General features: G+C 70.7%; 23 protein-coding genes and 1 riboswitch. Of the genes, 14 read left to right on the top strand and 9 right to left on the bottom strand.

All coding sequences use genetic code 11. The annotated features are described in order from the left end of the window. The gene (locus ACQEVG_RS08015) at positions 1–297 is read left to right on the top strand and encodes a hypothetical protein (RefSeq protein ID WP_432979091.1); all 297 of its coding nucleotides are present in this window, start codon (positions 1–3) and stop codon (positions 295–297) included. Here ACQEVG_RS08015 and ACQEVG_RS08010 read toward each other — a convergent pair. The 6 genes from ACQEVG_RS08010 to ACQEVG_RS07985 all read right to left on the bottom strand — a co-directional run bounded on the left by ACQEVG_RS08010 (position 294) and on the right by ACQEVG_RS07985 (position 9019). Beyond that, the gene (locus ACQEVG_RS08010; protein ID WP_432979088.1) at positions 294–1907 is read right to left on the bottom strand and encodes a solute symporter family protein; all 1614 of its coding nucleotides are present in this window, start codon (positions 1905–1907) and stop codon (positions 294–296) included. The two genes, ACQEVG_RS08015 and ACQEVG_RS08010, sit on opposite strands and share 4 nt — an antisense overlap. Then, entirely contained in the window at positions 1904–2599 is a 696-nt protein-coding gene (locus ACQEVG_RS08005) for a DUF485 domain-containing protein (RefSeq protein WP_432979085.1), read from the bottom strand. Before ACQEVG_RS08005 ends, ACQEVG_RS08010 begins: the two co-directional genes overlap by 4 nt. A 295-nt stretch (positions 2600–2894) precedes the next feature. After that, positions 2895–5495: a SpoIIE family protein phosphatase gene (locus ACQEVG_RS08000; RefSeq protein ID WP_432985167.1), complete on the bottom strand. Its 2601-nt coding sequence runs from the start codon at positions 5493–5495 to the stop codon at positions 2895–2897. A gap of 284 nt (positions 5496–5779) precedes the next feature. Then, entirely contained in the window at positions 5780–6862 is a 1083-nt protein-coding gene (locus ACQEVG_RS07995; RefSeq protein ID WP_432979082.1) for a prenyltransferase, read from the bottom strand. Further along, positions 6859–7593 (bottom strand): class I SAM-dependent methyltransferase, encoded by a 735-nt coding sequence (locus ACQEVG_RS07990; protein WP_432979079.1) that lies wholly within the window; start codon positions 7591–7593, stop codon positions 6859–6861. Before ACQEVG_RS07990 ends, ACQEVG_RS07995 begins: the two co-directional genes overlap by 4 nt. 118 nt (positions 7594–7711) lie before the next feature. Further along, positions 7712–9019 carry a glycosyltransferase family 4 protein gene (locus tag ACQEVG_RS07985; protein ID WP_432979076.1) on the bottom strand — a complete coding sequence of 436 codons (1308 nt, stop codon included), beginning with the start codon at positions 9017–9019 and terminating at the stop codon, positions 7712–7714. Between the two features lie 198 nt (positions 9020–9217). Here ACQEVG_RS07985 and ACQEVG_RS07980 point away from each other — a divergent pair, with 198 nt between their 5' ends. Together ACQEVG_RS07980 and ACQEVG_RS07975 are read left to right on the top strand one after the other, a co-directional pair. Next, positions 9218–9844 (top strand): TetR family transcriptional regulator, encoded by a 627-nt coding sequence (locus ACQEVG_RS07980; protein WP_432979073.1) that lies wholly within the window; start codon positions 9218–9220, stop codon positions 9842–9844. Between the two features lie 217 nt (positions 9845–10061). Beyond that, a complete protein-coding gene (locus ACQEVG_RS07975; RefSeq protein ID WP_432985164.1) occupies positions 10062–10670 on the top strand; it encodes a LuxR C-terminal-related transcriptional regulator in 609 nt (202 codons plus the stop codon). 53 nt (positions 10671–10723) lie between these two features. Here ACQEVG_RS07975 and ACQEVG_RS07970 read toward each other — a convergent pair whose 3' ends face one another. Beyond that, positions 10724–10957, bottom strand: a complete 234-nt coding sequence (locus tag ACQEVG_RS07970; RefSeq protein ID WP_432979070.1) for a ferredoxin — start codon at positions 10955–10957, stop codon at positions 10724–10726. Then, on the bottom strand, positions 10957–12441 hold the full coding sequence (locus ACQEVG_RS07965) for an aldehyde dehydrogenase (RefSeq protein ID WP_432979067.1): 1485 nt from the start codon (positions 12439–12441) through the stop codon (positions 10957–10959). Before ACQEVG_RS07965 ends, ACQEVG_RS07970 begins: the two co-directional genes overlap by 1 nt. Positions 12442–12663: 222 nt before the next feature. Between ACQEVG_RS07965 and ACQEVG_RS07960 the strand changes: the two genes are divergently transcribed. The 11 genes from ACQEVG_RS07960 (at position 12664) to ACQEVG_RS07910 (ending at position 24687) form a co-directional block, all read left to right on the top strand. After that, complete coding sequence (locus ACQEVG_RS07960) at positions 12664–13329, top strand: hypothetical protein (RefSeq protein ID WP_432979064.1); 666 nt, start codon at positions 12664–12666, stop codon at positions 13327–13329. Positions 13330–13443: 114 nt separating this feature from the next. Then, the gene (locus ACQEVG_RS07955; protein ID WP_432979061.1) at positions 13444–13680 is read left to right on the top strand and encodes a ferredoxin; all 237 of its coding nucleotides are present in this window, start codon (positions 13444–13446) and stop codon (positions 13678–13680) included. Next, a complete protein-coding gene (locus ACQEVG_RS07950) occupies positions 13637–15064 on the top strand; it encodes an NAD(P)/FAD-dependent oxidoreductase (protein ID WP_432979058.1) in 1428 nt (475 codons plus the stop codon). The genes ACQEVG_RS07955 and ACQEVG_RS07950 overlap by 44 nt, the downstream gene beginning before the upstream one ends. 62 nt (positions 15065–15126) lie before the next feature. Beyond that, a complete protein-coding gene (locus ACQEVG_RS07945) occupies positions 15127–16365 on the top strand; it encodes a cytochrome P450 (RefSeq protein ID WP_432979055.1) in 1239 nt (412 codons plus the stop codon). Positions 16366–16526: 161 nt separating this feature from the next. Continuing rightward, a complete protein-coding gene (locus tag ACQEVG_RS07940; RefSeq protein ID WP_432979052.1) occupies positions 16527–17561 on the top strand; it encodes an MBL fold metallo-hydrolase in 1035 nt (344 codons plus the stop codon). Positions 17562–17711: 150 nt separating this feature from the next. Beyond that, positions 17712–17782, top strand: a riboswitch (cobalamin riboswitch). A gap of 129 nt (positions 17783–17911) precedes the next feature. Beyond that, on the top strand, positions 17912–19147 hold the full coding sequence (locus tag ACQEVG_RS07935) for a prenyltransferase/squalene oxidase repeat-containing protein (protein WP_432979049.1): 1236 nt from the start codon (positions 17912–17914) through the stop codon (positions 19145–19147). After that, complete coding sequence (locus tag ACQEVG_RS07930; RefSeq protein WP_432979046.1) at positions 19147–19797, top strand: SCO2322 family protein; 651 nt, start codon at positions 19147–19149, stop codon at positions 19795–19797. Before ACQEVG_RS07935 ends, ACQEVG_RS07930 begins: the two co-directional genes overlap by 1 nt. A gap of 443 nt (positions 19798–20240) precedes the next feature. Next, on the top strand, positions 20241–21329 hold the full coding sequence (locus tag ACQEVG_RS07925) for an energy-coupling factor transporter transmembrane component T (RefSeq protein WP_432985161.1): 1089 nt from the start codon (positions 20241–20243) through the stop codon (positions 21327–21329). Next, on the top strand, positions 21326–23059 hold the full coding sequence (locus tag ACQEVG_RS07920; RefSeq protein ID WP_432979043.1) for an ABC transporter ATP-binding protein: 1734 nt from the start codon (positions 21326–21328) through the stop codon (positions 23057–23059). The genes ACQEVG_RS07925 and ACQEVG_RS07920 overlap by 4 nt, the downstream gene beginning before the upstream one ends. Positions 23060–23094: 35 nt before the next feature. Next, positions 23095–23937, top strand: a complete 843-nt coding sequence (locus tag ACQEVG_RS07915) for an ECF transporter S component (RefSeq protein WP_432985158.1) — start codon at positions 23095–23097, stop codon at positions 23935–23937. Positions 23938–24264: 327 nt separating this feature from the next. After that, the gene (locus tag ACQEVG_RS07910; RefSeq protein ID WP_432979040.1) at positions 24265–24687 is read left to right on the top strand and encodes a transglycosylase SLT domain-containing protein; all 423 of its coding nucleotides are present in this window, start codon (positions 24265–24267) and stop codon (positions 24685–24687) included. Between the two features lie 142 nt (positions 24688–24829). Here ACQEVG_RS07910 and ACQEVG_RS07905 read toward each other — a convergent pair whose 3' ends face one another. Continuing rightward, entirely contained in the window at positions 24830–25999 is a 1170-nt protein-coding gene (locus ACQEVG_RS07905; RefSeq protein WP_432979037.1) for a steroid 3-ketoacyl-CoA thiolase, read from the bottom strand. Between the last annotated feature and the right edge of the window lie 276 nt (positions 26000–26275).

Genomic DNA, 26275 nt, shown 5'->3' with positions numbered 1-26275 from the left:
ATGAGTCCTCTTCATCGCAGCAACGGAACGAATCAGGCCGCAACGGTCATAATGATCATTGCCGATGTCATGGCCGTCATCCTCGGCCTGTGGATCCTGATGTATCTACTGGACGCCAACCGGGCCAATGACCTGGTGAGCTTCATCCAGGATGCGGCGCGCTGGCTGGCGGGGTGGTCGTACGACCTGTTCACCTTTGACGAGGCGTGGGCGCGGGTGGTGGCGGGTTACGGCCTGGCGGCGGTGGTGTACCTCTTCGTGGGCCACGCGGTCGCCGGTCGCCTGCGCCGCCACTAGGGTTTGTCGCCGCCGCGACGCCCGGTACCCGTGCCGGTGAGAACGCGGATCTCGGTCTCCGTGTAGTCCGCGCCGCCCGGCTGGCGCCGGTCGAGGACCGAGCCGGCCCAGCCCAGCAGGAATCCCACAGGAATGGAGATGAGACCGGGGTTTCTCAGGGGGAACACCGCGAACTCCGCGTCCGGCAGCAGCGCCGTCGGGTTCCCCGAGACCGCCGGGGACAGCGTCGTCAACAGCACAGCGACCAGCAGGCCGCCGAACATGCTCCAGACCGCTCCCCTGGTCGTGAAACCCCTCCACCACAGGTTGAACAGCAGCGCCGGCAGGATCGCGGAGGCCGCAATGGCGAAGGCGAGACTGACCAGGAAGGCGATGTTGAGATGCTGGGCGTTCATCGACAGGGCGATCGCCGCCACACCGATCAGCCCCACGCCCAGCCGCGCCACGACAAGTTCACTCTTCTCCGACGCGGTGCCCCGCATGATCGTCGCACCGTAGATGTCGTGGGCCAGGGACGCCGCCGCGGTGAGCGTCAGAGCGGCGACGACGGCCACGATCGTGACAAAGGCGACACAGGAGATCATGGTCAGCAGCAACGATCCGCCCAGGTGCTCCGCCAGCAGGAGCACGGCCGTGTTGCCGGAGGGAGCGTCTGCGGCGATGGCCTTCGAGCCGACCAGTGCCGCGGCCCCCAGCCCCGTCACCACCTCGGCCAGGGTGAAGAAGATGACCAAACAGGCCGCCCACGCGGCCGACTTGCGGGCTCTGCGTCCGCTGGAGACCGTTCCGATACGCATCAGGATGTGCGGCAGGCCGGCAGCACCGAGCACGAACGCCAGTTGCAGGCTGAGGGAGTCGATCTTGCTGGTGCGGTTGTCGAAGCGAATGCCGGGTTCCAGGAAGGCGTCACCGAAGCCGCTGTGCGGGGCGGCCGCCTCCAGCAGGTCCGCCGGGCTCCAGCCGAACTTCGACAGCACCGCCAGCACGGCGAAGAGACCTGTGCCGAGGAGGGCTATGGCTTTGACGCCCTGCACGAGGGTCGCCGCCCGCATACCGCCGATGAAGACGTAGAGGACCATCAGAAAACCGAGACTGGCCACAACGACCCGCTGGGCGCCCGGTCCGTCCATGCCGAGGACTGTCGCCGCGAGCGCTCCGGCGCCGACGAGCTGGGCGGTCAGATACAGCAGGCAGACGACCACGCTCGTGATGCCCGCCGCCAGATGCGCGGGCCGGGCGTGCAGCCGCAGGGCAAGAGAGTCGCCGATGGTGAACCGTGAGGTGCTGTGGAACGGCTCGGCGACCAGCAGCACCAGTAGGGACCAGGCGACCATCGGCGCCAGCACGTAGGCGATGCCGTCGTAGCCGGTGAGCGCGATCAGACCGGGATTGCCCAGCATCCCTGCCGCGGACATGTAACTGCCGAAGATCGCCAGCCCGTTGACGACCGACGACAGCCGTCGCTGACCGAGGTAGAACTCGCTCAGTTCGTTCTCTCCGGAGGAGGCCGCCCCGATCGAAAGGAGCAGCGTACAGACGACGCAGAGGAAGAAGACAGTGAGAACGGGGAAGGCGCCGCCGGAACCGGAGAGCGCGAGGATGGGGTTCAACGGCTCTCCAGGTGCGCGAAGGAGGCGCTGTGACGCTCGACCATGGGCTCCAGCGAGTTCCTCGCATACCGTGCGTACCACACGACCGCCCCACCGGTGATCACCAATTGCAGCAGGACCAGGGTGAGCCCGATGTTCAGCGGACCTGCCCAGGAGTACGCCATGAAACCGGGTGCCTCGTTGGCCAGGCAGACGTCGGCTGTCTGGACGCCGATGACCGCGGCGGCGACCTGGGCCGGGCGGCGGCGTGCGGCACGCAGTTCGCGCAGCGCCGTGGTTGGCCTGGGACCGGGAAATGCCCCCGGGTCCGCCCGACGGGACGGTGACACGTCCGCGGACGGCGCGTACGCGAAGGTGGACGGCTCGGACAGGGCCGTGACCGGCTGCTCCCAGGCCGCCGGCGTCGACGACACGGCCTGGGACCGGTCATCGTCGCGGGCCAGGCGCGCGGCCGTGCGCAGCGCCCATGATCTTCGTTCCGCCCGGACATCGCGCTCGGCGGTATTGGCGCCGCGCACGGACAGCCGGTACCGGTCCAGGAGTGCGGCCTCTCGGTCGAAGGCCGCGCAAGCGCGGGAGATGGCCAGCCGCAACTCAGCGGCGGAGTAGAAGTCTTCGTGGTCGAGAGCGCTGAGATAGAGCGCGGCAGCCGTGGGAGGGTCTTGATCGGGCAAGGGATCGCGGGAATCCATGAGTCGTCCTCGGCAGGAGTGGCGCGGATATGAAGAGCGCGCCATACGCGGGCTTGTGGCGCCGCACGCGTTCTCCGAGCCCGCAGATGGCTGGCCGAGCCGTCCGGGGATCTTCTGGCGTCCTCGTCATCGGCGCCAACCGTGCCGCAGCGATCACTGACCGACAAGGGCGTGAACAGCAACGATCCGAGGTACTTGCGTACGTTGCGTACCCCGCGTCGCGGAATATCTGGTGCCGGTACCCGCCGCGAGCCGCGGTCATGGTGGGTCGAACTTGCCACCCGTGCGGGGCCGTTCAGTCCGTCGCCCGGTCGGGAAGCGGCTGTTCGGCCCAGATGACCTTGCCGTCGGCGGTGTATCGGGTGCCCCAGCGGGCGGCGCACTGGGCGACGAGGAACAGGCCCCGCCCGCCCTCGTCCGTGGCAGCCGCGTAGCGCAGATGGGGCGCGGTGCTGCTGCCGTCGGACACCTCGCAGGTCAGCTCCCGGTCGAGGATCAGCCGCACGCCGATCGGACCGGTGGCGTAGCGGATGGCATTGGTGATCAGCTCGCTGAGGATCAGCTCAGTGATGAAGCCGGTTTCCTCCAGGTCCCAGTCGGCCAGCTGACTGGCGACGACGGCACGCATACGTCCCACGGCGGCGGGGTCGCGCGGCACGTCCCAGCGCGCGACCTGATTCCGCGGCAGTACGCGAGTCCGGGCGACAAGCAGGGCGATGTCGTCGCTCGGGCGAGAGGGCAGCAGGGCGTTCATCACCGCGCCGCACGTCTCCTTTGGCCCTCCGTCAAAGCCGCGCAGGGTGGTGCGCAGGACTTCAAGGCAGCTGCCGATGTCCCGCTCCCGGTTCCAGATGAGGCCGTCCGTGTAGAGGACGAGCTTGCTGCCTTCGGGCAGCTCCAGCTCGGCCGCCTCGAAGGGCAGACCGCCCAGGCCGAGCGGTGGACCGGCAGGCAGCTCGAGAAACTCGACGGTGCCGTCAGGGCGGACGAGCGCAGGCAGGGGATGGCCGGCCCGCGCCATGGTGCAGCGCCCCTCGATCGGGTCGTAGACGGCGTACAGGCAGGTGGCCCCGATGATCTCGTCAGTGCTTTCCCCCGCCGGTTCACCGCGATCGATGAGGGCGGCCAGTTCGTCGAGACGCGCGAGAAGCTCTTCGGGCGGCAGGTCCAGAGCGGAGAAATTGAGGACGGCGGTGCGCAGACGGCCCATGGTCGCGGCAGCATGCAGGCCTTGGCCGACCACATCCCCCACCACCAGCGCGACTCGCGCGCCCGGCAGGGGGATGACGTCGAACCAGTCGCCGCCGACCCCGGCCTGTGCGGGCAGATAGCGGTAGGCGACCTCGAGGCCGTTCTGCTCGGGCAGGCCGCGCGGCAGCAGGCTGCGCTGCAGCGTCACCGCCATGGCGTGTTCCCGGGTGTATCGGCGGGCGTTGTCGATGCAGACCGCGGCGCGGGCGACCAGCTCCTCGGCCAGGGACAGATCGTCCGCCTCGAAGGGCTCGGGCTTCTGCGAGCGCCAGAAGTTGGCCACTCCAAGAACCACGCCCCTGGCGCGCAGCGGGGCCGTGATGAGGGAGTGGATTCCGTAATCGAGGATCTGGTGCGCGCGCTCGGGGTCCTGAGCCTGCCACCCGGGGGCACTGCGCAGTTCGGGTTCGACAACCGCCCGCCCCATGGTCAGCCCCCTCACCTGCGGCGTGGAGGAGACAAACCTGATCAGTTCGTTCGTGGGATAGAGCGGATGGTCGTCCCGGATACCGGTGGTGGCGATACGACGCACCTCCGGCTCCGTACCCCCCGGCTCTTCGCCGCGCAGCACCGACTCGGCGAGGTCCACAGTGACGAAGTCGGCGAACTGCGGTACGGCCGCCTCGGCCAGCTCCTCGGCGGTCCGGGTCACCTCGAGCGTGGTGCCGATGCTGACACTGGCGTCGTACAGCACTTTGAGGCGGCTCCGCGCAGCCTCCACTGTGCCGGACAATGCCTGAAGCTCGGTCGAGTCCCGGAGTGTCGCAACGCTGCCCGGGGTACCTCCGTACCGGTCGATCGGGCGTTGGTTGACCACAAGCAGTCGGCTCCCCGCCGGATGCACCTCGTCGGTGGCCTCACGGCCCGACGCCAGGAGCTCGGTGGTGAGCGGGCCGAGGCCGAGCTCACCCACGTGTCTGCCCTGGGAATCCGGGACGAGATCGAGCAGGCGCTGCGCTTCATCGTTGGCGAGCAGCAGCCGGCCATCCTGTTCGACAATCAGGACGCCTTCCTTCACCGAGTGCAGGACCGCGTCATGGTGCTCGTACATCCGCGTGATCTCACTGGGGCCGAGGCCGTGGGTCTGACGCCACAGTCGTCTGCTCAGCAGCGCCGCTCCGCCTGTGGTGACGGCCACCGCGGCGGCCGCGGCGCCCAGCACGACCGGCAGCTGCTGTGTCACCTCGCCACCGACCTTCTTCAACGTGATCCCGGCAGCCACCAGGCCCACCACCGAGCCACTGGGCCCCTTGACGGGAACCACGGCGCGAACGGAAGGCCCGAGCGTTCCTTCATAGGTCTCCATGACCGTCCCGCCGGCCTGCGCAGGCGCAATGGTGCCGACGAAGTGTTTCCCGATACGGTCCGGCACGGGATGCGTGTAGCGGATTCCGTCCCGGGTCATGACGACGACGAAGTCGACACCGGAGCGCTCCCTGACCGCTTCGGCCCGCGGCTGCAGCACCGCGGAAGGATCGGGGGACTGCAGGGCCGCCACGATCCCCGGGGAGTTGGCAACACTCTCCGCAACGACGAGTGAGCGATCTGCAGCCTCCCGCCGGCTGTCCCGCTGGGCGTCCAGTACCAGCACGACAACAGCACCGACAGCAAGCAGCAGCACGACCACGACCTGCAGCACAAACATCTGGCCGACGACACTGCGCACGCCCAGCACCGAACGCAGCCGCCCTTGCCGACTGCGCACAGACTCGTCACTGGACAGGGAATCCGGCAAAAATCGCCATCGCCGGAAAAACCCGTTCATAGATCCTTTGTACTACTTTCGGCGAGAGCACGGCGGATGGGAGGTTGATCCCCTGCCATGCCCCTTGGCATTCCTGCCCCGGCTCGACGCCTCCCGCCCCCCGCCATCCGCCACCGCATTCCCGCCCTGCCGGACGGCCGTCCGTGGTGGCGGTCCTTGGGGGGTCAGCAGCAGTCGGGCGCCAGCCCCCGTGGCAGTCGCTCCCCGCCGAAGACAGCGGTGGTCGCCTCGTCCCCCCCGAGCGCGGCCACCGCCAGCAGCAGTGACCCCGCCGTCCACGTCGTGAGCTCCTCCGGCCACACCGCGCGGTCGCCCTCGAAGACGTACCCCGTCCAGTACATGCCGCCCTCCGCGCGCAGGTGCTGCACGGACTGCAGGATCTCCAGCGCGCGGTCGGACTCGCCCATCACCCACAGGGCCAGGGCGAGTTCACAGCTCTCGCCGCCGGTCACCCACGGGTTGGGCAGCACACACCGCACACCGAGGCCCGGCACGACGAAGTCGTCCCAGGACTCCTCGATACGGGACTTCGCCTCGGCGCCGGTCAGCGCACCGCCGAGGACCGGGTAGTACCAGTCCATGGAGTAGTGGCTCTTGTCGAGGAAGCGCTCGGGGTGCCTGCGGATCGCATGCGCGAGCGCGCCCGCCGCGAGCTCCCAGTCCGGCTGCGGCTCCTCGCGTTCCTCGGCGATCGCCAGTGCGCAGCGCAGCGCCTGGTGGACGGACGAACTGCCCGTCAGCAGCGCGTCGTTGACCGGCGTACCGTCCGCCTCGCGCTTCCAGCCGATCTGGCCGCCCGGCTGCTGCAGCGCGAGCACGAACTCGATCGCGGCGTACACGGCGGGCCACAGCCGGTCGAGGAACGCGTCGTCGCCGGTGGCCAGGTAGTGGTGCCAGACGCCGACAGCGATGTACGCGCAGAAGTTGGTCTCGCGGCCACGGTCGGTGGGCCGGTCCGCCTCGCCGTCGTGGTACGCCGCGTACCAGGACCCGTCCGGATTCTGGTGCCGCCGCAGCCACTCGTACGCACCCGCCGCGGCCTCGTGCTCACCGGCCGCGTCCAGTGCCATGGCCGCCTCGGTGTGGTCCCACGGGTCGAGGTGGTGCCCCCGGAACCACGGGATCGCGCCGTCCTCGCGCTGGACGCCCAGGATCCCGGCGACCGTCTCGGCGGCCTCCTCGGCGGTCAGCACTCCGGGCAGGACGAGGTGTTCCGTACGGCCGGGGCCGCGCCTGGGCACAGTCACTTGGCGGCCACTGCGGGCAGGTGCGGCTTGGTCGCGTACGCCACGAAGCTCTTCCCGATCACCGGGTTGAGCGCCTGCTCGGCGAGCCGGGTGACCAAGGGCTTCTTCATGATGTCCCAGACCAGAAGCTGGTGGTACGCCTTGACGGGCAGCGCCTTGTCGTTGTCGACGCCGAAGGCGCACTTGAGCCACCAGTAGGGCGAGTGCAGGGCGTGCGCGTGGTGGGTGCCGTACGGCCTCAGACCGGCTTCCTTCATCTTGCCGAGCAGCTCGTCGGCCTTGTAGATGCGGATGTGCCCGCCCTCGACCTCGTGGTACGCGTCGCTGAGCGCCCAACAGATCTTCTCGGGCCCGTAACGCGGCACGGTGACGGCGATCCGGCCGCCGGGCCTGAGCACCCGCACCATCTCGGCGAGGACGCCCTTGTCGTCGGGGATGTGCTCCATGACCTCGGAGATGATCACGACGTCGAACGACTCGTCGGGGAAGGGGAGATTGAGCGCGTCCCCCTCCATGGCGGTGGCGGTGGCACCCTCGGGCGCCTCCCCGGCCTCCTTCATCGCGGCGAACCACTTGGCGACCTCGCGGATCTCCTCGCCGTTCTGATCGAGGGCCACGACGTGCGCACCGCGCCGGTAGCACTCGAACGCGTGCCGCCCGGCACCACAGCCCAGATCGAGGACGCGGTCGCCCGCGGCAAGCGGAAAGCGGGAGAAGTCGACGGTCAGCACGTGATCCTGCTTTCGCAGTCGAGGGAACCAGTACGTGTTGCGGTGCGCGGCAATTGTGGACCGCGTCCACAACTCGGGCCGCGGAGCGGCCGCGAGACCGGGGCCGCAAAGCGGCGGGTCACCGCGAGAGCCCGACGCGCGTCGCGATCGCCTCGCGGTACAGCTCGGCCGTGCCCTGCGCAGCACTCGCCCAGGTGAAGCGGGACAGCACCCGCTCCCGGCCCGCCGCCCCCAGCCGTACGCGCAGGTCCGCGTCGCCCAGCAGCCGGCCCAGAGCCGCGGCAAGCGCGCCCGGGTCGCCCGGCGGGACCGCCAGGCAGGTCTCGCCGTCCGGGCCCGTGACCTCCGGGATCGCACCCCCGGTCGTCGCTACCAACGGCGTCCCCGTCGCCATCGCCTCCGCGGCCGGCAGCGAGAACCCCTCGTACAACGACGGCACACAGGCAACCTGCGCGCTGCGCACCAGGTCCACGAGCTCCGCGTCGCTGATGCCCTTGACAAACTCGACCGCGTCCTCGAGCCCGTACCGCTCGATGAGCTGAGCGACCGGCCCGTCCTGCGCACGCTTGCCGACGACGACGAGATGGGCGGCCGGATTCTCCGTACGGAGCTTCGCCAGCGCCTCGACCAGATGCACGAGCCCCTTCAGGGGGACGTCGGCGCTGGACGTGGTGACGATCCGGCCGGGCACTTCCGCGACCGCCGGGTTCGGCGAGAAGAGATCCGTGTCGGCGCCGATGTGGACGACCTGGACGCGCCCCGGCCGCACACCGAGGTGGTCCACGATCTCCTGCCGCGAGGAGCCGGAGACAGTGAGCACGGACGGCAGCCGGCGCGCGACGCGCTTCTGCATCCGGGTGAAGCCGTACCAGCGCCGTACGGAGGCGCGCCGCCTCCAGTCCGGTGCCGCGTCCAGCTCCAACTGCCGGTCCACGGTGATCGGGTGGTGGATCGTGGTGACCAGCGGCGCACCGAGGTCGCCGAGCAGCCCGTAGCCGAGCGTCTGGTTGTCGTGGATGACGTCGAACTCGCCGCGCCGTGCGAGCAGATGACGCCGGGCCCGCAGCGAGAACGTCAGGGGCTCGGGGAAGCCGCCGGTCCACATCGTCGCGACCTCGACCGCGTCGATCCAGTCGCGGTACTCGCCCCGCCCGGGCGTACGGAAGGGGTCCGGGCTGCGGTACAGGTCGAGGCTGGCCAGCTCGGTGAGCGGCACGCCCTCGTCGAGCACGGGATACGGCTGCGCACCGATCACCTCGACGCTGTGCCCGAGGCGGGCGAGCTCGCGCGAGAGGTGGCGTACGTAGACGCCCTGGCCGCCGCAGAACGGGTTGCCCTTATAAGTGAGGAGCGCGATGCGCAGCGGCTCGTCACCGCCGCCGGACGACCCCGTACGAGGGCCGACCTCTATGGCCTCAGCGGTCACTCACGGCCCCCTTCTCACTGCGTTTCGCCGGAGCGTAACCGGTCGCGCTAATCTAGAACAAGTTTCAGACTTGATCGCTCAAGGAGCTTCGAATCTACCGGCAGGTAGCGCGCCTGTAAGGGCCGGATCAGGTGATTCGCGCCACGGCAGGCACGCTGCCGTGCTGTGCGATCCGGACTCGCGTAGGGAACGGGACATATGACAGCCGAAGCCAAGTCGGCGGGGCCGGCGGCGTCGCCCCTGACGGAACGCCAGGAGGCGCGCCGGCGTCGCATCCTGCACGCCAGTGCGCAGCTGGCCAGCCGGGGCGGCTTCGACGCGGTGCAGATGCGCGAGGTCGCCGAGGCGGCCGGCGTGGCGCTCGGCACGCTCTACCGGTACTTCCCCTCCAAGATCCATCTGCTGGTCGCCACCATGCAGGACCAGCTTCAGCACCTGCACACGACACTGCGCAAAAGACCCCCGGCCGGCGACAACGCGGCGGATCGGGTCGCCGAGACGCTGATGCGGGCCTTTCGGGCGCTGCAGCGCGAGCCGCATCTCGCGGACGCGATGGTGCGCGCGCTGACCTTCGCGGACCGCAGCGTGAGCCCCGAGGTGGACACGGTCTCGCGGCAGACGACGGCGATCATCCTGGACGCGATGGGCCTGGAGAACCCGACGCCGCAGCAGCTCTCCGCGGTCCGCGTGATCGAGCACACCTGGCACTCGGCGCTGATCACCTGGCTCTCGGGGCGCGCCTCGATCGCACAGGTGAAGATCGACATCGAGATGGTGTGCCGTCTGATCGACCTGACGACGCCGCCACGGAAGACGCGAAGCTGAGCCCCGCCGAAGATGCGGAACCAGGGCCGTCGTAGCCCTTCGGGCACTGCGTCCCTGCGTGCGCGCGCCGTGCACGCCCGGCGTTCACACCGGGCGCGTGCGCCCCTCTTGCCCCCCGTTGGCCGAATCTCCGCCCTCGCGGCGACCGTCCGCCGATGAGAATGTTTCGCGTGCTGCACGGAGCAAACCCGTGGACGGTGAGCTGAGGGGGCGAAACGTGATCCGGGTACTTCTCGTGCACGATGCCTGTCTGCTGCGCTCTGCGCTGGCGGAGAGGCTTGACAACGAACCCGACCTGGAGGTGTTCCACGCATCGTGGCCCAATGCGCCGGAGCTCGCGCGCTCGCTCGCGCCCAATGTCTGCGCCGTGGACCTGGAGTGTCCGGACTCGTACGGCATCGCGCCGCTCGGCGAACTGCGCGATCGGCGCACCAGTGCCGAGGACGGCCAGCTGCTGGTGCTCGCCAGCGCAAATCGGCCAGGTTCGCTCCGGCGCGCGGTCGAGGCGCAAGCCGTCGGCTATGTCGACAAGGAAGGCACGCCCGAGCGTCTGGTCATCGCCATACGGCAAGTGGCCAGGGGAGAGCGCTTCATCGACAACTCCCTTGGCTTCAGCTTTCTGAAGGCGACTCAGATACCGCTGACAAGACGGGAGTTAAGCGTGCTGTCACTCGCGGCCGAGGGAGCCTCCATCGCGGACATCGCGAGCAGTCTCCATCTGTCCCACGGCACGGTGCGCAACTACATGGCGGCCATCACCCGCAAGACCGGGGCCCGCAACCGGGTCGACGCCATAAGGATCTCCCAGGACGAGGGCTGGGTGTGACGCCACCGGTCGGCCGGCCGCGGCGAGCCGGGCCCGTGTGCGACGACCGGCTCTCAGTCCTCCGGCGGGAAGACCGGCTCCCCGCTCTCCAGCAGCGCGATCGCGATCGCCTCCACCGGACAGCTCTCCGCGGCCGCCAGAATCTGCTCGTTCGCGTCGATGTCGGCGGCCCGCGGGTGCGACTGCCGCGCCGAGTCCAGCGTGAAGCCTTCCGGTGCGTTGCCCACACACAGGCCCGAGCCGATGCAGACGCTCCGGTCGACCTCGACGTGCCAGCGGTCCCCCATCAGTTCTCCCCACTCCCCGCATCAGTGGCTGATGCATAGGCGGCAGGGAGATGGATCATCTTGTGCTCCAGGTACTCGCCGTATCCCTCGGGCCCGAACTCGCGCCCCAGACCTGAGCTCTTGTAGCCGCCGAACGGTCCGAGCATGTCGAGGCTGAAGGTGTTGACGTTGTACGTCCCCGTCCTGATCCGCCGCGCGAAGTCGATGCCGTGCTCGACGTCCGCCGTCCAGACGCTGCCGCTGAGCCCGTAGTCGGAGTCGTTCGCGATCTTCGCCGCCTCGCTCTCGTCCCCGTACGGCAGCAGGCAGATCACCGGTCCGAAAATCTCCTCGCGGGCGATGCGCATGGCGTTGTCGACCCCGCCGAAGAGCGTCGGCTCGACGTACCAGCCCTGGTCGAGCCCGGCCGGACGCCCGCCGCCCGTAAGAATCTTGGCGCCTTCCTCCTGGCCGATCCTGATGTAGTCGAGGGAGCGCTGCTGCTGACGCCGGGCGACCAGCGGGCCGACCTGGGTCGCCGCCTCCAGCGGGTCGCCCACCACCAGCGCGGAGGCCGCGGCCGCGAACGCCTCGGCGATCTCGTCGTAGCGGCTGCGCGGCGCGAGGATACGGGTCTGGGCCACGCACGCCTGCCCGTTGTTCATCCAGGCCGCGGGCACGATCCCGGCGACCGCAGACGCCAGATCCGCGTCCGGCAGGATCACCGCCGCGGACTTGCCGCCGAGCTCCAGGGTGACGCGGGTGAGATTGCGCGAGGCGACCTCCATCACCCGCTTGCCCGCGCCGACGGACCCGGTGAAGGACACCTTGTCGATCCCGGGGTGGCCGACCAGATACTCGCTGACCTCACGGTCCGCGGGCAGGATGGACAGGACGCCCTCCGGCAGCCCGGCCTCCTTGGCCATCTCGCCGAGGATGTACGAGTCGAGGGGCGACTCGGGCGAGGGCTTGAGCACCACGGTGCAGCCCGCGAGCAGTGCGGGCCCGAGCTTGGCCGCGGCCGTGAACTGCGGGACGTTCCACGGCACCACGGCCGCGACGACCCCGACCGGCTCCCGTCGCACGAGAATCGGCCCGAGCACTCCGGCCCGCCGCTCCTCGTGCGCGAAGTCCCGCGCGACCGTGATGGCCGCGTCCCAGACCATCATCGCGCCGAGCGCCTGCGCGAGGACGCTCCAGGAGTAGGGAGAGCCGTTCTGCGAGCTGATGGAGCGGGCGATCTCCTCGTGCCGTACCGCGATCGCGTCCTTGATCCTGGTGACGACCGCGATCCGCTCGTCGAGCGTCATCCGTGGCCAGGGCCCCTCGTCGAAGGCCTTGCGGGCGACGGCGACCGCCCGGTCGACGTCCGCCGGTGAGGCGTGCGGGACCCGCCCGATGACCTGCTCGGTGTGCGGCGATACGACCTCGATGGCGTCGCTGCCCAGCGGATCGGTCAACTCCCCGCCGATGAACAGCTTTCCGTGTTCCACGAGCTCGGTCATAGCTGCTGCCTCCTGCGGCCCGACGCTTTTCTGACACTGTTTCAGAACTGATACCAGTTCTAGTTGAAGGAGTCCACGACAGGAACGAAAGAGCTCCCGACCAGTGAATTCCCGTCTCGCTGCGGTCCGCGCACGTCACCCTCTTGCATGGTCCCGGTGGCGCGGCCGCGTGCCGGGGTGCTTGCTGGTCGTAGTCGACAGGGAGAGGAAGCGAACCACCCCATGGAGAGGAGACCTCAGGCGCTGCGCACCCCGCGAGCCGCGGGAGTGGTGGGGATCGCCTTCGCGCTGCTACTCGCTGCCACCATCGTTCTGGTCCGCCTGGCGATACCGGGCGAGCCGAGCAACGCGGGCAGCACCTGGTTCACCGACCCCTCGCGTCGGCGCACGGTACAGACGGCGCTCGGCCTCATCCCGTTCGCGGGCATCTTCTTCCTGTGGTTCATGGGCGCTGTACGCGCGCGTATCGGGGAGGCGGAGGACCAGTTCCTCGCCACCGTCTTCATCGGCAGCGGCCTGGTATTCGTGGCGACTCTTTTCGGTGCCGCGGCCGCGGCCGGCAGTCTGCTGGAGACGGCCGGTACGTCCGGGACCGACTCCGCGCAGCTCTGGTCCTTCGGCCATCACTTCACCTACAGCCTGCTGGCGACCTACGCGATGCGCATGGCCGCGGTGTTCACCCTCTCGACCTCCTCCATCGGGCACCGGCTCGGAGTCCTTCCGCGCTGGCTTGCCATCCTGGGCTATCTCGTCGCCCTGACACTGCTCTTCGTGACGAGCAGCGTCGCCTGGTCCGAGCTGGTCTTCCCGCTGTGGGCCCTGGTTCTCAGCCTCCACATTCTTGTGGCCACTTTCCGCCCGCGGCCCGCACCGACCCTCTCGTCATGACCAGCTGTTTCCTGAGCGTTTTCGGCTGATAACTCCTTTGGCCCGCCTGTGCTCGCGAAACCACGACAGCACGCACACGCTGGGGCGCAGGAGTACTACTGGAAGGGCCCCTTGATGAGGCTTGTCGTCGATCTCAACCGGTGCCAGGGATACGCGCAGTGCGCCTTCCTCGCACCCGACGTGTTCACCATGCACGGCGACGAGGCGCTGTTGTACAACCCGCACGCCGACGACACACAGCGGGAGCACGTGGCACGCGCCGCCGCGGCCTGTCCGGTCCAGGCCATCTTGGTGGACGACCTGGGCGATGCACCCGCCGCAGCGAGAGAAGGGCTGTCCGGTGTCCGGTGACGGGAACCTGGAATCGCTGAGGCGCAAGGGGCGGATCGTGATCGTGGGCGCCTCCCTCGCCGGCCTCCGGGCCGCAGAGACCCTGCGGGAGGAGGGCTTCACCGGTTCGCTGACGCTGATCGGCGACGAGCCCTACGAGCCGTACGACCGGCCGCCGCTGTCCAAGCAGGTCCTGCTCGGCAAGGCGTCCGCCGAGCACACCACACTGCCCCGGCGCCGGGCGATCGATGCGCAGTGGCGGCTCGGTGACGCCGCCACCGGGCTGGACATGGCAGCCAAGCGGGTACGCCTGGCCGGCGGCGACGAGGTGGAGTACGACCGGCTGCTGATCACCACCGGCGTCCGCGCCCGGCCGTGGCCGCACGAGCAGGAGGCCGAGCTGGACGGGGTCTTCGTGCTGCGTACGCGCGCGGACGCGGCCGGTCTGCACCGACGGATCGCGGCGGGACCTCGCCGGGTGCTCATCGTCGGCGCCGGTTTCACCGGCTCGGAGATCGCCTCCGCCTGCCGTGAGCGGGGACTGCCCGTCACCGTCGCGGAGCGTGCGGCAGCGCCTCTCGTGGGCGCGCTCGGCGGCGTGGTCGGCGCGGTGGCCGCCGAGCTGCAACGCGAAGCAGGCGTGGACCTGCGCTGCGGCGTCATGGTCACAGGGCTGGAGGGCGACTCGGCAGGGCGTCTGCGCAGTGCCCACCTGTCCGACGGCACGACGATCGACGCGGACGTGGCGGTGATCTCGCTCGGCGCGACACGCAACACCGAGTGGCTGGCGGGATCCGGACTCGGCGTCGGACCCCGGGGAATCGCCTGCGACGCGGGCTGCCGCGCCTTCGACGTCCGGGGCATCGTGACCGACGACGTCTTCGTCGCCGGTGACGTCGCGCGATCCCCGCATGCGCTGTTCGGCTACCAGTTCCTGTCCCTGGAGCACTGGGGCAATGCCGTCGCGCAGGCCGAGATCGCGGCGCACAACATGATCAGCGCCAGCTCGGACCGCCGGCCGCACATCTGGGTGCCGGCCTTCTGGTCCTCACAGTTCGGGGTCAGCATCAAGTCGGTCGGGGTCCCGTCCATGGGCGAGGAGATCCTTGTCGCACAGGGATCGCTCGCCGAGCGCCGCTTCACCGGCGTGTACGGACACCAGGGCCGCGTCATCGCCGCCGTCACCTTCGACCAGACGAAGTGGCTGGACTTCTACCAGCGGCTGATCGAATCGGCTGCGCCGTTCCCGCCGAACTTCCCCACCGTCGACCGCCGTCCTGAAGGTCTGCGGCCGGTCCCGGCCGACTTCCCCGACCCCTCCCTGCCCACCCACGGGCCGACCGTCACACTCAGCGGCTACTCGCCGACCGACCGGCGGATCACCTTCACCCCGGTCCGAGCCTGACCGCGGGCACGGCAACGCCCGCCCAAGGCCCGCAGAGCCTCCAACGCCCACAAGGACCCGTCATGACGCAAGCCACGCTCCTGGGACAGATCCTCGACCACGCCAACCGCGCCGACCCCTACCCCCTGTACGCCGAGCTCCGCAAGACTCCGGTGTACCGGGAGGAAGACAGCGACACGTACGTGGTCAGCAACTACTGGGAGATCAAGGGCCTGCTCCACGATCCGCGGATCAGCTCCGACGCCCGTAATCTGTCCCCCCAGGCAGCGGGCGCACTTCCTGACCAGGAGGAGGAGGGCGCCCTGCCACCCACCTTCCTGAAGCTCGACCCTCCCGAGCACGACCGGTTGCGCCGTATGACCATGCGGCCCTTCGGACCACCGAACACCCCCCGGCGCGTCCACCACATGCGCGGCGAACTCCTCCGAATCGTTTCCGACCTCATCGACGGCTTCGGAGACCGGGACCGGATCGACCTCGTCGACAACTTCTCCTATCCCTTCCCCGTGACTGTTATCTGCAGGCTGCTCGGAATTCCGCGCGAGGACGAGGCACACTTCCACTCCTGGGCCGACACCATCGCCGCAAGCCTGGACCCCGACCCGAGCCAGGATCCCGGCGAGCGGCGCCGCGTCGCCCAGCAGGCGCGCACCGAGCTGGGCATGTACCTGGCCGGGCTCATCGACGAACGCCGCAAGGCACCCGGCGACGACATGCTCTCCGCGCTGGCCACCGAGCACGGCCCTGACGGCCAGATGTCCCAGATGGAAGTGCTCAGCACCGCTGCTCTGCTCCTGATCGCCGGCCATGAGACCACGGTCAACCTCATCACCAACGGAATGCTCACCCTGCTGCGTAACCCGGACGTTCTCAAGCGGCTGCGGGAGGAGCCTTCGCTGGCCGTCCCGCTCGTGGAAGAACTCCTGCGCTTCGAGCCCCCCGTACAGCTGCTGCCCCAGCGCACCACGCTCGCGGACATCGAGGTCGCCGGCACCACCATCCCCAAGGGCGCGTCCCTCTGGCTCGTCCTTGCCTCCGGCAACCGGGACCCCCAACGGTTTCTCGACCCCGACCGGTTCGACCCCGACCGGAAGGACAACCAGCACCTCGGCCTGGGCAGCGGCATCCACAACTGCTTCGGCGCACCCCTCGCCCGTCTGGAGGCACAGCTCGCCCTGACCGAGCTGGCCCGCAGGCTCGACAACCCCCGCCTGGTGGAGGACCCACCCCCCTACCGCCAGAACGCCGTCCTGCGTGGGCCCCGCCATCTGAACATCGTGTTCGAAGGGTTCCGTGCCTAGCGAGGCCGCCGACCACCCGATTCGCCCCTGACAGCAGTAGTCGTCGGCGCCCCGCAGGTCAGCCAACTCCCCTGGACCGACGGTCGACTTGGGCGACCATTGGAACCAGTTCTAGTTATAGTGGGCGATGGCCGTGCCGCCGAAGAGATGCCGAGGGCCTCATGACGCAGGTGACCGACCACCGTGGGGGCGTCTGGTCCATTGAGGTGCCCATCCCGGACAACCCCCTCGGCCACACCCTGGTCCACCTGCTCGACACCGACCGCGGCCCCGTCCTCATCGACACCGGCTGGGACGACCCCGCCTCCTGGGACACCCTCACCGCAGGTCTGGACTCCCTCGGCGTTCGCGTCGCCGACATCCACGGCGTGGTCATCACCCACCACCATCCCGACCACCACGGCCTGTCCGGGCAGGTCCGGGACGCTTCCGGCGCATGGATCGCGATGCACGCCGCCGACAGCGCGGTGGTACGCCGTACCCGCGGGGCCGAACCCGGCCTCTGGCTCGACTACTTGACGGACAAGCTGACGCGCGCGGGCGCGCCCGACGAGCACACCGCGCCGCTGCGCGAGGCCCGCGCCTCGGGGCGGATGCGTACGCTGCCGGGGCTGCGCGCCGCCCTGCCCGACCGGGAGATCGTGCCGGGTGAGCTGCTGGACCTGGCCGGCCGGCGGCTGCGCGCGATCTGGACGCCCGGACACACCCCCGGCCATGTGTGCCTCCATCTGGAGGAGGCCCACCCGGCGAAGCGGCCGGGCAACGGCCGGCTCTTCTCCGGCGACCATCTGCTGCCCGAGATCACCCCGCACATCGGCCTGTACGAGGACCCCGACGACGCGACCGTCACCGACCCCCTCGGCGACTACCTCGACTCACTGGAGCGCGTCGGCCGCCTCGCCCCGGCCGAGGTGCTGCCCGCCCACCAGTACGCCTTCCCCGACGCGGCCTCCCGGGTAAGGGAGTTGCTCGCCCACCACGAGGAGCGCCTCTCCGGGCTGCTCGCCCTGCTGGCGCAGCCGCTCACGCCCTGGCAGGTCGCCGAACGGATGGAGTGGAACCGGCCCTGGGAGCAGATTCCGTACGGATCACGGAACATCGCGGTCTCGGAGGCGGAGGCGCATCTGCGCAGGCTGGTGAAGCTGGGGCGGGCCGAGGTGCTGGCGGGCACCCCCGCCACGTACGTGGCCCTCTGATCCACTCCCGCCTGCTGCTTCGTGCCCGAAGGACAGGCACGGCGGGCATGTCCAACACCATTCCGCGCGGCGGTCCGGAAAGGCATGCGCCCCGACGGGCCTCGGTGACCCGCCGGTAGAGTGAGCGGGTCGTCATCATGCCCGTACGAGGGGAAGCCGGTGCAAATCCGGCACTGACCCGCAACCGTGAGCCGCCGTCGCAGGCGGTGAGTCGGAATGCCTCGTACACGGTCGTGAACGGCTCGTGTCACCGGAACCGCCGGTGGCCGGCACCGTCGAGGTATACGGGCCGGAGCCATGGTGCCTTTGCGTGCCTGTGCCCGGCTCCCGCAGGAGAGGCCAAGCCCGCCATGAGCATCGTCCGCCGCAGCGCCGCAGCGCTCGCCGCATCAGCCGTACTCGGCATGGCCATCACGTCGGCCGCGGCCGCCGCACCGTCGCCCACGCCTTCGGCCCCAGCGCCGTCGGGCCTGTACGGCACGGGCGACCCGACCTACGACGGCGTCTGGCGGCAGTCGCTGGCGCTGCTCGCGCAGGACACCGTCGGCCTGAAGCCCGCGGCGAAGGCGGTGGACTGGCTGACCGGGCAGCAGTGCGACAGCGGGGCATTCCCCTCGTACCGGGCGGATGCGACCAAGCCGTGCGACGCCAAGCTGCCGCTCGACTCGAACGCCACCGCGGCCGCGGTGCAGGCGGTGGCCGCACTGGGCGGGCAGGACGCCGCCGCGAAGAAGTCGGTCGGCTGGCTGAAGTCCGTGCAGAACGCGGACGGCGGCTGGGGCTACAACCCGGGCGGGGCGAGCGACGCGAACTCCACGTCGATCGTGATCGGCGCTCTCGCGGCGGCGGGCGAGAAGCCGGAGGCGGTGAAGTCGAAGGGCGGCAAGACGCCGTACGATGCGCTGCTGACGTTCGCGAAGCCGTGCGGCGGGAAGGACGGCGGGGCGTTCGTCTATCAGCCGAAGCAGCCGGGGATCGTGGCCGACTCCACGGCGGCGGCGGTGCTCGGGGCGCACGGCAAGGGGCTGGTCGTGACCGCCGGCGCGAAGGACGCGAAGGGGACGGTCTGCGAGAAGTCGACGACGGTCGAGGGCGCCGCGCACAACGGCGCCGTGTACCTCGCGACCGCGCTCGCCAAGACGGGCCACCTCGACACCCCGCCGATGGCGGGCGCGACCGACCCGACGCCGAAGCCGGACTTCGGGAACACGGTGGACGCGATCGTCGCGCTCACCGCGCAGGGCCTGGGCGACCGGGCGAAGAAGCCACTGGAGTGGCTGGAGAAGAACTCCGCGGCCTGGGCGAAGGAGTCGGGCCCCGCGGCGTACGCGCAGCTGATCCTCGCGGCGCATGCGGCCGGGGCGGACCCGAAGAGCTTCGGGGGTACGGATCTGGTGGCGGGCCTGAACGCGACTGGTCCGGCGCCGGAGAAGCCCGCGGCCGGCAACTCGGCCGAGAAGAAGGACTCCTCGGACTCCGACGGCTCCGGTGTCGGGGTCTGGTGGATCGTCGGCGCGTTCTTCGTCGCGAGTGTGGGTGCGGGCTTCCTGTTCAGCGGACGCCGGAAGAACCAGCAGCAGCCGTGATGCCTACGCGAATCCTCGCCCCGGTCCTCGTCCTGGTTCTCGCGCTCGGCGCCGCGCTGACGCTGCTGGGCGCGGGACCGGCGCAGGCCGCGGGTTACCGCTACTGGTCGTTCTGGCTGGGCAGCGGCGCATGGACCTACGCCACCGAGGGCCCGGCGACCGCGAGGCCCGCGGACGGCTCCGTGAACGGCTTCCGCTTCTCGGTGAGCGAGGACAGCGCGGACTCGGCGCAGCCGCGCAGGGCCCCGGACTTCAAGGCGATCTGCGGCGGGACTCCCCCGAAGGCGGACACGAAGCGCATCGCGCTGGTCATCGACTCCGGCACCCGGGCGGACGCCCCGTCGGGCGACACGCCACCGGCCCCGCGGGTGGCGTGTGCGCAGGTCCGGAAGGACGCGACGAGCGCGGAGGCGCTGGCGTCGGTGGCGAAACCGCTGCGGTACAACAGCCAGGCGCTGCTGTGCGCGATCGCGGGCTACCCGAAGTCGGGCTGCGGGGACCAGGTCTCGGCGTCCGAGCCGAAGCCGTCGGCCCCGGCCTCCTCGGACGCCGAGGAAGGCGGCCCGTCGCTGGGCATCGTGGCGGGCATCGCGGCGATTCTCGCGCTGGGCGCGGCGACGGTGTGGCAGTCCCGGCGCCGGAAGCGATGACGCCGGCCCCCGGCCTGCGGCCGGGCCTCGTTTTCCCATCCGCACCACCCGTGCGAGTGGTAGGTCGCCTGACGGCCTTCCTGTGGGCGCTGCCCGCCGTCGGCGGCCGCGCGCTGTCTGCGCGCGGAGCCGCAGACGCCGACGGCGCGGCACCGGCCACGGGGAGCGGCCGCACCCGGCCAGTCACTCGCACGGGTGGTGCGGGTGGGTACCCCGGCGTGGCCGGAGGCCGCGCGCACCCGCCACGGCCCGCACCCGGCGGCGCCGGATCAGGTACCAGCCATCCGCACCCCGCGGACGCCCGCGCCACGGACCCCGGGCCCGCACCACGGCGCCCCGCCGCGCCGGGCACCCCGGAACCGCCCCGGCCCCACGCGCCGGAGGCGACTCGCACCCCCCGTCGGGACGGGGCCACCCCGCCCCGGCCCCCCCGTTGGGCGCGGCTGCGGACGCCCGAGGCAAGCCGGAGCAACGCCCTCCACCCCGGCGCCTGGTGGCTCTGGGCGCTCGGTCTCGCCGTAGCCGCATCCCGCACCACCAACCCCCTCCTCCTCGGCCTCGTCGTCGGCGTCGCCGGATACGTCGTCGCCGCCCGTCGCACCGATGCCCCCTGGGCCCGGTCCTACGGGGCCTTCGTCAAGCTCGGCCTCGTCGTCATCGGGATCCGCGTGCTCTTCTCCGTCGTCCTCGGGTCGCCCATCCCCGGTACGCACACCCTCCTCACCCTCCCCGAAGTCCCCCTCCCCGACTGGGCAAAGGGCATCCGCATCGGCGGCCGTGTCTTTGCCGAACAGCTCGTCTTCGCGCTGTACGACGGCGCGAAGCTCGCCACGCTCCTCATCTGCGTCGGCGCCGCCAACGCCCTCGCCAACCCCGCCCGCCTCCTCAAATCGCTCCCCGGCGCCCTGTACGAGGTGGGCGTCGCCGTCGTCGTCGCCATGACCTTCGCGCCGAACATGGTCGCCGACGTCGTCCGCCTGCGCACCGCCCGCCGCCTGCGCGGCCGCCCCACCGGCGGCATCAGGGCCATCGTGCAGCTCGGACTGCCCGTCCTGGAGGGCGCGCTGGAGCGGTCGGTCGCGGTCGCCGCGTCGATGGACGCCCGCGGATACGGGCGTACCGCACACGTACCGCCCGCCGTCCGGCACACCACGACCGTACTCACCCTCGGCGGGCTCCTCGGCGTCTGCGCCGGGTCGTACGGACTGCTGGCCGCCGCGGGCGCATCGTACGGACTGCCCCTCCTCGTCGCCGGGTTGCTCGCCGCGCTCGCGGGGCTCCGGCTGGGCGGGCGACGGTCTGTCCGCACCCGCTACCGCCCCGACCACTGGGGCCCCAGGGCCTGGCTGGTCGCGGGCTCCGGCGCGGCCGTCGCCGCGCTGCTGATCCTGGCGGGTTCGTCCGATCCGGACGCGCTGCACCCGGGCGTCGTACCGCTGACCGCTCCGACGCTGCCGCTGTGGCCCGCCGCGAGCATCCTGCTCGGCCTGCTCCCCGCCTTCGTCGCACCCCTTCCGAAGGAGTCCTCGTGATCCGCTTCGAGAACGTCTCGGTGACGTACGGCGACGCCGCCGCGCCGACCCTGGAGAATGTGGATCTCACCGTCCCCGAGGGCGAGTTGGTGCTCCTCGTCGGCCCTTCCGGCGTCGGCAAGTCGACCCTGCTCGGCGCGGTCTGTGGCCTCGTACCGCACTTCACGGGTGGCACCCTCCGCGGCCGGGTCACCGTCGACGGCCGCGACACCCGCACCCACAAGCCCCGCGAACTCGCCGATCTCGTCGGCACGGTGGGCCAGGACCCGCTCGCCCACTTCGTCACCGACACGGTCGAGGACGAGCTGGCGTACGGCATGGAGTCGCTCGGCATCGCCCCCGAGGTGATGCGCCGCCGGGTCGAGGAGACGCTGGACCTGCTGGGCCTGGCGGAGCTGCGCGACCGGCCCATCGCCACGCTCTCCGGCGGACAGCAGCAGCGCGTCGCGATCGGCTCGGTGCTCACGCCGCACCCGAAGGTGCTGGTCCTGGACGAGCCGACGTCGGCGCTGGACCCGGCGGCGGCCGAGGAGGTCCTGGCGGTGCTGCAGCGCCTGGTCCACGACCTGGGTACGACGGTCCTGATGGCCGAGCACCGCCTGGAGCGGGTCGTGCAGTACGCGGACCAGGTCATCCTGCTGCCGTCCGCGGGTGCGGCGCCACGGACGGGCGCGCCGGCCGAGATCATGGCCGTCTCGCCCGTGTTCCCGCCGGTGGTGGCGCTGGGCCGGCTGGCGGGGTGGGACCCGCTGCCGCTGTCGGTGCGGGATGCGCGGCGCGGGGCGGGTGCGCTGCGGGCCCGCCTGGAGGGGTGTTCCCCCAGCCCGCTCCTTCCCGTGACCGGGGGCGAGCCCCCGGCCGCCCAGAATGGAGCCCCGCCGGCGATTGAGGCGCGGGGTCCGGGACGGAGCCCCGGTTACGGGATGGGGGTACCTCCCAGGCGAAGCTCTGAGGGAGGGCGGGGCGGGGCGGCGAACGCCCCCAGCCCGACCCGCCTCCGCTCCCTCACCGTCCGCCGCGCCCGCATCGAAGCCCTCCGCCGCGTCGACCTCACCGTCGCCCCGGGCGAGATCATCGCCCTCATGGGCCGCAACGGCGCCGGAAAGTCCACCCTCCTCGCCACCCTCGTCGGCACCGTCGAGCCCACCTCCGGCACCGCCGAGGTGGGCGGTCACACCCCCCACCGCACCCACCCCCGCGAGCTCGTCCGCCAGGTCGGTCTCGTCCCGCAGGAGCCGCGTGATCTGCTGTACGCGGACACGGTGGCGGCCGAGTGCGCGGCCGCCGACGCCGACGCAGGAGCCACCCCCGGCACCTGCCGCGCCCTGGTCAGCGAGCTGCTCCCCGGCGTCGCGGACGCAACGCACCCCCGCGACCTCTCCGAGGGACAGCGCCTCGCACTCGCGCTGGCCATCGTGCTGACCGGCCGGCCCCCGCTGGTCCTGCTCGACGAGCCGACCCGGGGTCTGGACTACGCGGCCAAGGCCCGTCTCGTCGCCGTCCTCAAGAACCTGGCCGCCGAGGGCCACGCCATCGTCCTGGCCACCCACGATGTGGAGCTGGCCGCCGAGCTCGCGCACCGCGTGGTGATCCTGGCCGGTGGCGAGGTCGTCGCGGACGGCCCGACCGCCGAGGTCGTGGTCTCGTCCCCCGCCTTCGCGCCGCAGGTCACCAAGATCCTGGCCCCTCAGGAGTGGCTGACCGTCTCCCAGGTCAGGCAAGCCCTGTGAAGAAGGCCACGCGCCCCAGGGCCACACGCCTCAAGGTGGGGGCCGCCCGCGCCGCCGCGACAGCACGCCCCATCCGCCTCGGCCCCCGCTCCGTCGCCGCCCTCGCCCTGATCAGCGGGATCGGGGTCATCGCCTTCGGCTGGCCGCTGCTCGCCGACGCCGACTCCGGGCTCGCCCACTCCGCCGACGCCCCCTGGCTCTTCGCCGCGCTGCTGCCCCTCCTGGTGGCCGTGGTCGTGGCGACGATCGCCGACACGGGGATGGACGCCAAAGCGGTGGCGATGCTGGGGGTGCTCGCCGCCGTCGGCGCCGCGCTGCGGCCGCTGGGCGCGGGCACCGCCGGCCTGGAGCCGATGTTCTTCCTGATGGTGCTGAGCGGCCGGGTCCTCGGCCCGGGCTTCGGCTTCGTACTCGGCTCGGTCACGATGTTCGCGTCCGCGCTGCTCACGGGCGGTGTGGGCCCCTGGATGCCGTTCCAGATTCTGTCGATGGGCTGGTTCACGATGGGCGCGGGGCTCCTGCCCGGCCCCGACCGCCTGCGTGGCCGCGCCGAGGTGCTGATGCTCGCCGTATACGGAGCCGTCGCGGCCTTCGCGTACGGCACGGTCATGAATCTGCAGGGCTGGACCTACATCGGCGGACTCTCCTCCGGGATCTCCTTCCATCCCGGCGACCGGCTCCCCGAGAACCTGGTCCGCTTTCTCGCCTACTGCGCGGCGACGTCCTTCGGCTGGGACCTCGGCCGCGCCGCCCTGACCGTCGTACTGACCCTCACCATCGGCTCCACCGTCCTCAAGGCGCTGCGCCGTGCCACACGTCGCGCCAACTTCGAGGCACAGGTCACATTCGAGGCCCCCGAGGGGGTCCCTCAGAGGTGAGCCGCCCCACACGCCAGAGTCCGGTACGAAGCGGAGTAGGAGACCTCAGCGGGCCACTGGACCCCCTCCGGCCCCCTCCAATCCCCGCCGTGACCTGCGCAGACGCGACCCGTCAAGCCCTATGGCCGATTTACCCGATATGCGAGCTCGGCTAGTAATAAGGGTCATTGCGAGGGGCCGAGCGGCTCGCTAAACATGGTCCGGTCGCACGGCGCGGCGTGCTCCTCCCGAGCCGCAACGCGCCTCCGGGCGGCCGGAATTCCCCCTGCACGTACGGGAATCCGGCATGCCCATGCGGCCGCCCTGTTCCCGACGTAAGGACTGCCTGTGTCTCGCTCCCTCATCAGCCGCATCGCCGACCTCCCGAAGACCGCCGTGGTCGGCTCCGCCCTCGTGGTGAGCTCCGCCGCCATGGTCCTCGGCGCCAACCCGGCGACGGCCGCCACGACCGCCGCGCCGTCCGGCTCCGCGCAGGCGATCGCCAAGCAGATGATCAAGGACGACGCGCAGTTCCAGTGCTTCAGCAACATCGTCTCCCACGAGAGCGGCTGGAACGTGTCCGCGTCCAACCCGTCCTCCGGCGCCTACGGCCTGGTCCAGGCGCTGCCGGGTGGCAAGATGGCCTCCGCCGGTGCCGACTGGAAGACCAACCCCGCCACCCAGATCAAGTGGGGTCTGGACTACATGAACTCCCGCTACGGCAGCCCGTGCGGCGCCTGGTCCACGTGGCAGTCCCAGGGCTGGTACTGAGGCCGGCCCGGCTCAACCCGGCTCAGCCCGGCGAGTTGAACCAGCCCACAGTCTTGGGCGCTGCGTTCTTGAAGGCCCCGAAGTGATCGACCTTTCCCTGGTCGAGCACCGGGGTGAGGATGCAGGGGTCGCAGGGGGACGGCTACAGCCTCTGAATGATCGTCGCCGTCGCCAGCGCACCCCCCGCGCACATCGTCACCAGCGCGAACTCCTTGTCCCTGCGCTCCAGTTCATGCAGCACCGTGGTGATCAGCCGGGCCCCGGTCGCCCCCACCGGGTGCCCGATCGCGATCCCGCCCCCGTTGACGTTGACCTTCTCCAGGTCCTGCTCGAAGACCTGCGCCCAGCTCAACACCACCGAAGCGAACGCCTCGTTGACCTCCACCAGGTCGATGTCCCGCAGCGACATCCCCGCCTTGCCCAGCACCGCCCGCGTCGCGTCGATCGGGCCGTCCAGGTGGTAGTGCGGGTCCGCCCCGACCAGCGCCTGCGCGACGATCCGGGCCCGCGGCTTCAGCTTCAGCGCACGCGCCATCCGCTTCGAAGCCCACATGATCGCCGCCGCGCCGTCCGAGATCTGCGAGGAGTTGCCCGCGGTGTGCACGGCCGTGGGCATGACCGGCTTCAGCCTGGCCAGCGCCTCCATGCTGGTGTCCCGCAGCCCCTCGTCCCGGTCGACGAGCCGCCACATGCCCTGCCCGGTGGCCTGCTCCTCCTCCGTGGTGGGCACCTGTACGGCGAACGTCTCGCGTTTGAATCGCTCCTCGGACCATGCGACGGCCGCCCGCTCCTGCGACAGCAGCCCCAGCCGGTCGACTCGTTCCCGGGTGAGACCGCGGTTGCGCGCGATGCGCTCGGCCGCCTCGAACTGGTTGGGCAGGTCGACGTTCCACTCGTCGGGGAAGGGTTTGCCGGGGCCGTGTTTGGACCCGCTCCCCAGCGGCACCCGCGACATCGCCTCGACCCCGCAGCTGATGCCGATGTCGATGACACCGGCCGAGATCATGTTCGCGACCATATGGCTGGCCTGCTGCGATGAGCCGCACTGACAGTCCACCGTCGTCGCCGCGGTCTCGTACGGAAGCCCCATCGCCAGCCAGGCGTTGCGCGCGGGGTTCATGGACTGTTCGCCGGCGTGGGTGACCGTGCCCCCCACCACCTGCTCCACGCAGTCGGCGTGCATGCCGGTGCGGCCCAGAAGCTCTCGGTAGGTCTCGCCCAGCAGATAGGCGGGGTGCAGATTGGCGAGCGCGCCTCCGCGCTTGCCGATGGGGGTGCGTACGGCTTCGACGATGACGGGTTCCGCGGCCATGAGCTCGTCCTCTCCTGACATGCGCGGAGGCGTCCCGGCGCCGCCACGCGAGAACTAGTACGCGTTCTAGTTCTCCCAGCAGTCTTATGAGTGCTACCCCCGGTACGCAAGGGTCTTGCACTGCCCTACCGCACCCACGCCCCGCAACAAATTGAGCCGTGACCCTTGCCACTTGTGGAACTCGTTACTACCTTTCGGCCAATTCTGATGGGTCGTCAGACAGGTTCGGATGAACCGTGTCACCGACACCACCGCCCGCCAGACCTGGAGTTGCCG

This window comes from Streptomyces sp. CA-135486, assembly GCF_050936555.1.
Classification (GTDB): domain Bacteria; phylum Actinomycetota; class Actinomycetes; order Streptomycetales; family Streptomycetaceae; genus Streptomyces.
The sequence above is the reverse complement of the archived record's forward strand: the minus strand, read 5'-3'. Positions and strand labels throughout refer to the sequence as shown.

What these genes read in the sequence shown, in the direction of transcription:
- ACQEVG_RS08015 (WP_432979091.1), top strand. Translation starts at nt 1, where the DNA reads ATGAGTCCTCTTCATCGCAGCAACGGAACGAATCAGGCCGCAACGGTC.
- ACQEVG_RS08005 (WP_432979085.1), bottom strand. Translation starts at nt 2,599, where the DNA reads ATGGATTCCCGCGATCCCTTGCCCGATCAAGACCCTCCCACGGCTGCC.
- ACQEVG_RS08000 (WP_432985167.1), bottom strand. Translation starts at nt 5,495, where the DNA reads ATGTTTGTGCTGCAGGTCGTGGTCGTGCTGCTGCTTGCTGTCGGTGCT.
- ACQEVG_RS07980 (WP_432979073.1), top strand. Translation starts at nt 9,218, where the DNA reads ATGACAGCCGAAGCCAAGTCGGCGGGGCCGGCGGCGTCGCCCCTGACG.
- ACQEVG_RS07970 (WP_432979070.1), bottom strand. Translation starts at nt 10,957, where the DNA reads ATGGGGGACCGCTGGCACGTCGAGGTCGACCGGAGCGTCTGCATCGGC.
- ACQEVG_RS07965 (WP_432979067.1), bottom strand. Translation starts at nt 12,441, where the DNA reads ATGACCGAGCTCGTGGAACACGGAAAGCTGTTCATCGGCGGGGAGTTG.
- ACQEVG_RS07960 (WP_432979064.1), top strand. Translation starts at nt 12,664, where the DNA reads ATGGAGAGGAGACCTCAGGCGCTGCGCACCCCGCGAGCCGCGGGAGTG.
- ACQEVG_RS07955 (WP_432979061.1), top strand. Translation starts at nt 13,444, where the DNA reads ATGAGGCTTGTCGTCGATCTCAACCGGTGCCAGGGATACGCGCAGTGC.
- ACQEVG_RS07950 (WP_432979058.1), top strand. Translation starts at nt 13,637, where the DNA reads ATGCACCCGCCGCAGCGAGAGAAGGGCTGTCCGGTGTCCGGTGACGGG.
- ACQEVG_RS07945 (WP_432979055.1), top strand. Translation starts at nt 15,127, where the DNA reads ATGACGCAAGCCACGCTCCTGGGACAGATCCTCGACCACGCCAACCGC.
- ACQEVG_RS07940 (WP_432979052.1), top strand. Translation starts at nt 16,527, where the DNA reads ATGACGCAGGTGACCGACCACCGTGGGGGCGTCTGGTCCATTGAGGTG.
- ACQEVG_RS07935 (WP_432979049.1), top strand. Translation starts at nt 17,912, where the DNA reads ATGAGCATCGTCCGCCGCAGCGCCGCAGCGCTCGCCGCATCAGCCGTA.
- ACQEVG_RS07930 (WP_432979046.1), top strand. Translation starts at nt 19,147, where the DNA reads ATGCCTACGCGAATCCTCGCCCCGGTCCTCGTCCTGGTTCTCGCGCTC.
- ACQEVG_RS07905 (WP_432979037.1), bottom strand. Translation starts at nt 25,999, where the DNA reads ATGGCCGCGGAACCCGTCATCGTCGAAGCCGTACGCACCCCCATCGGC.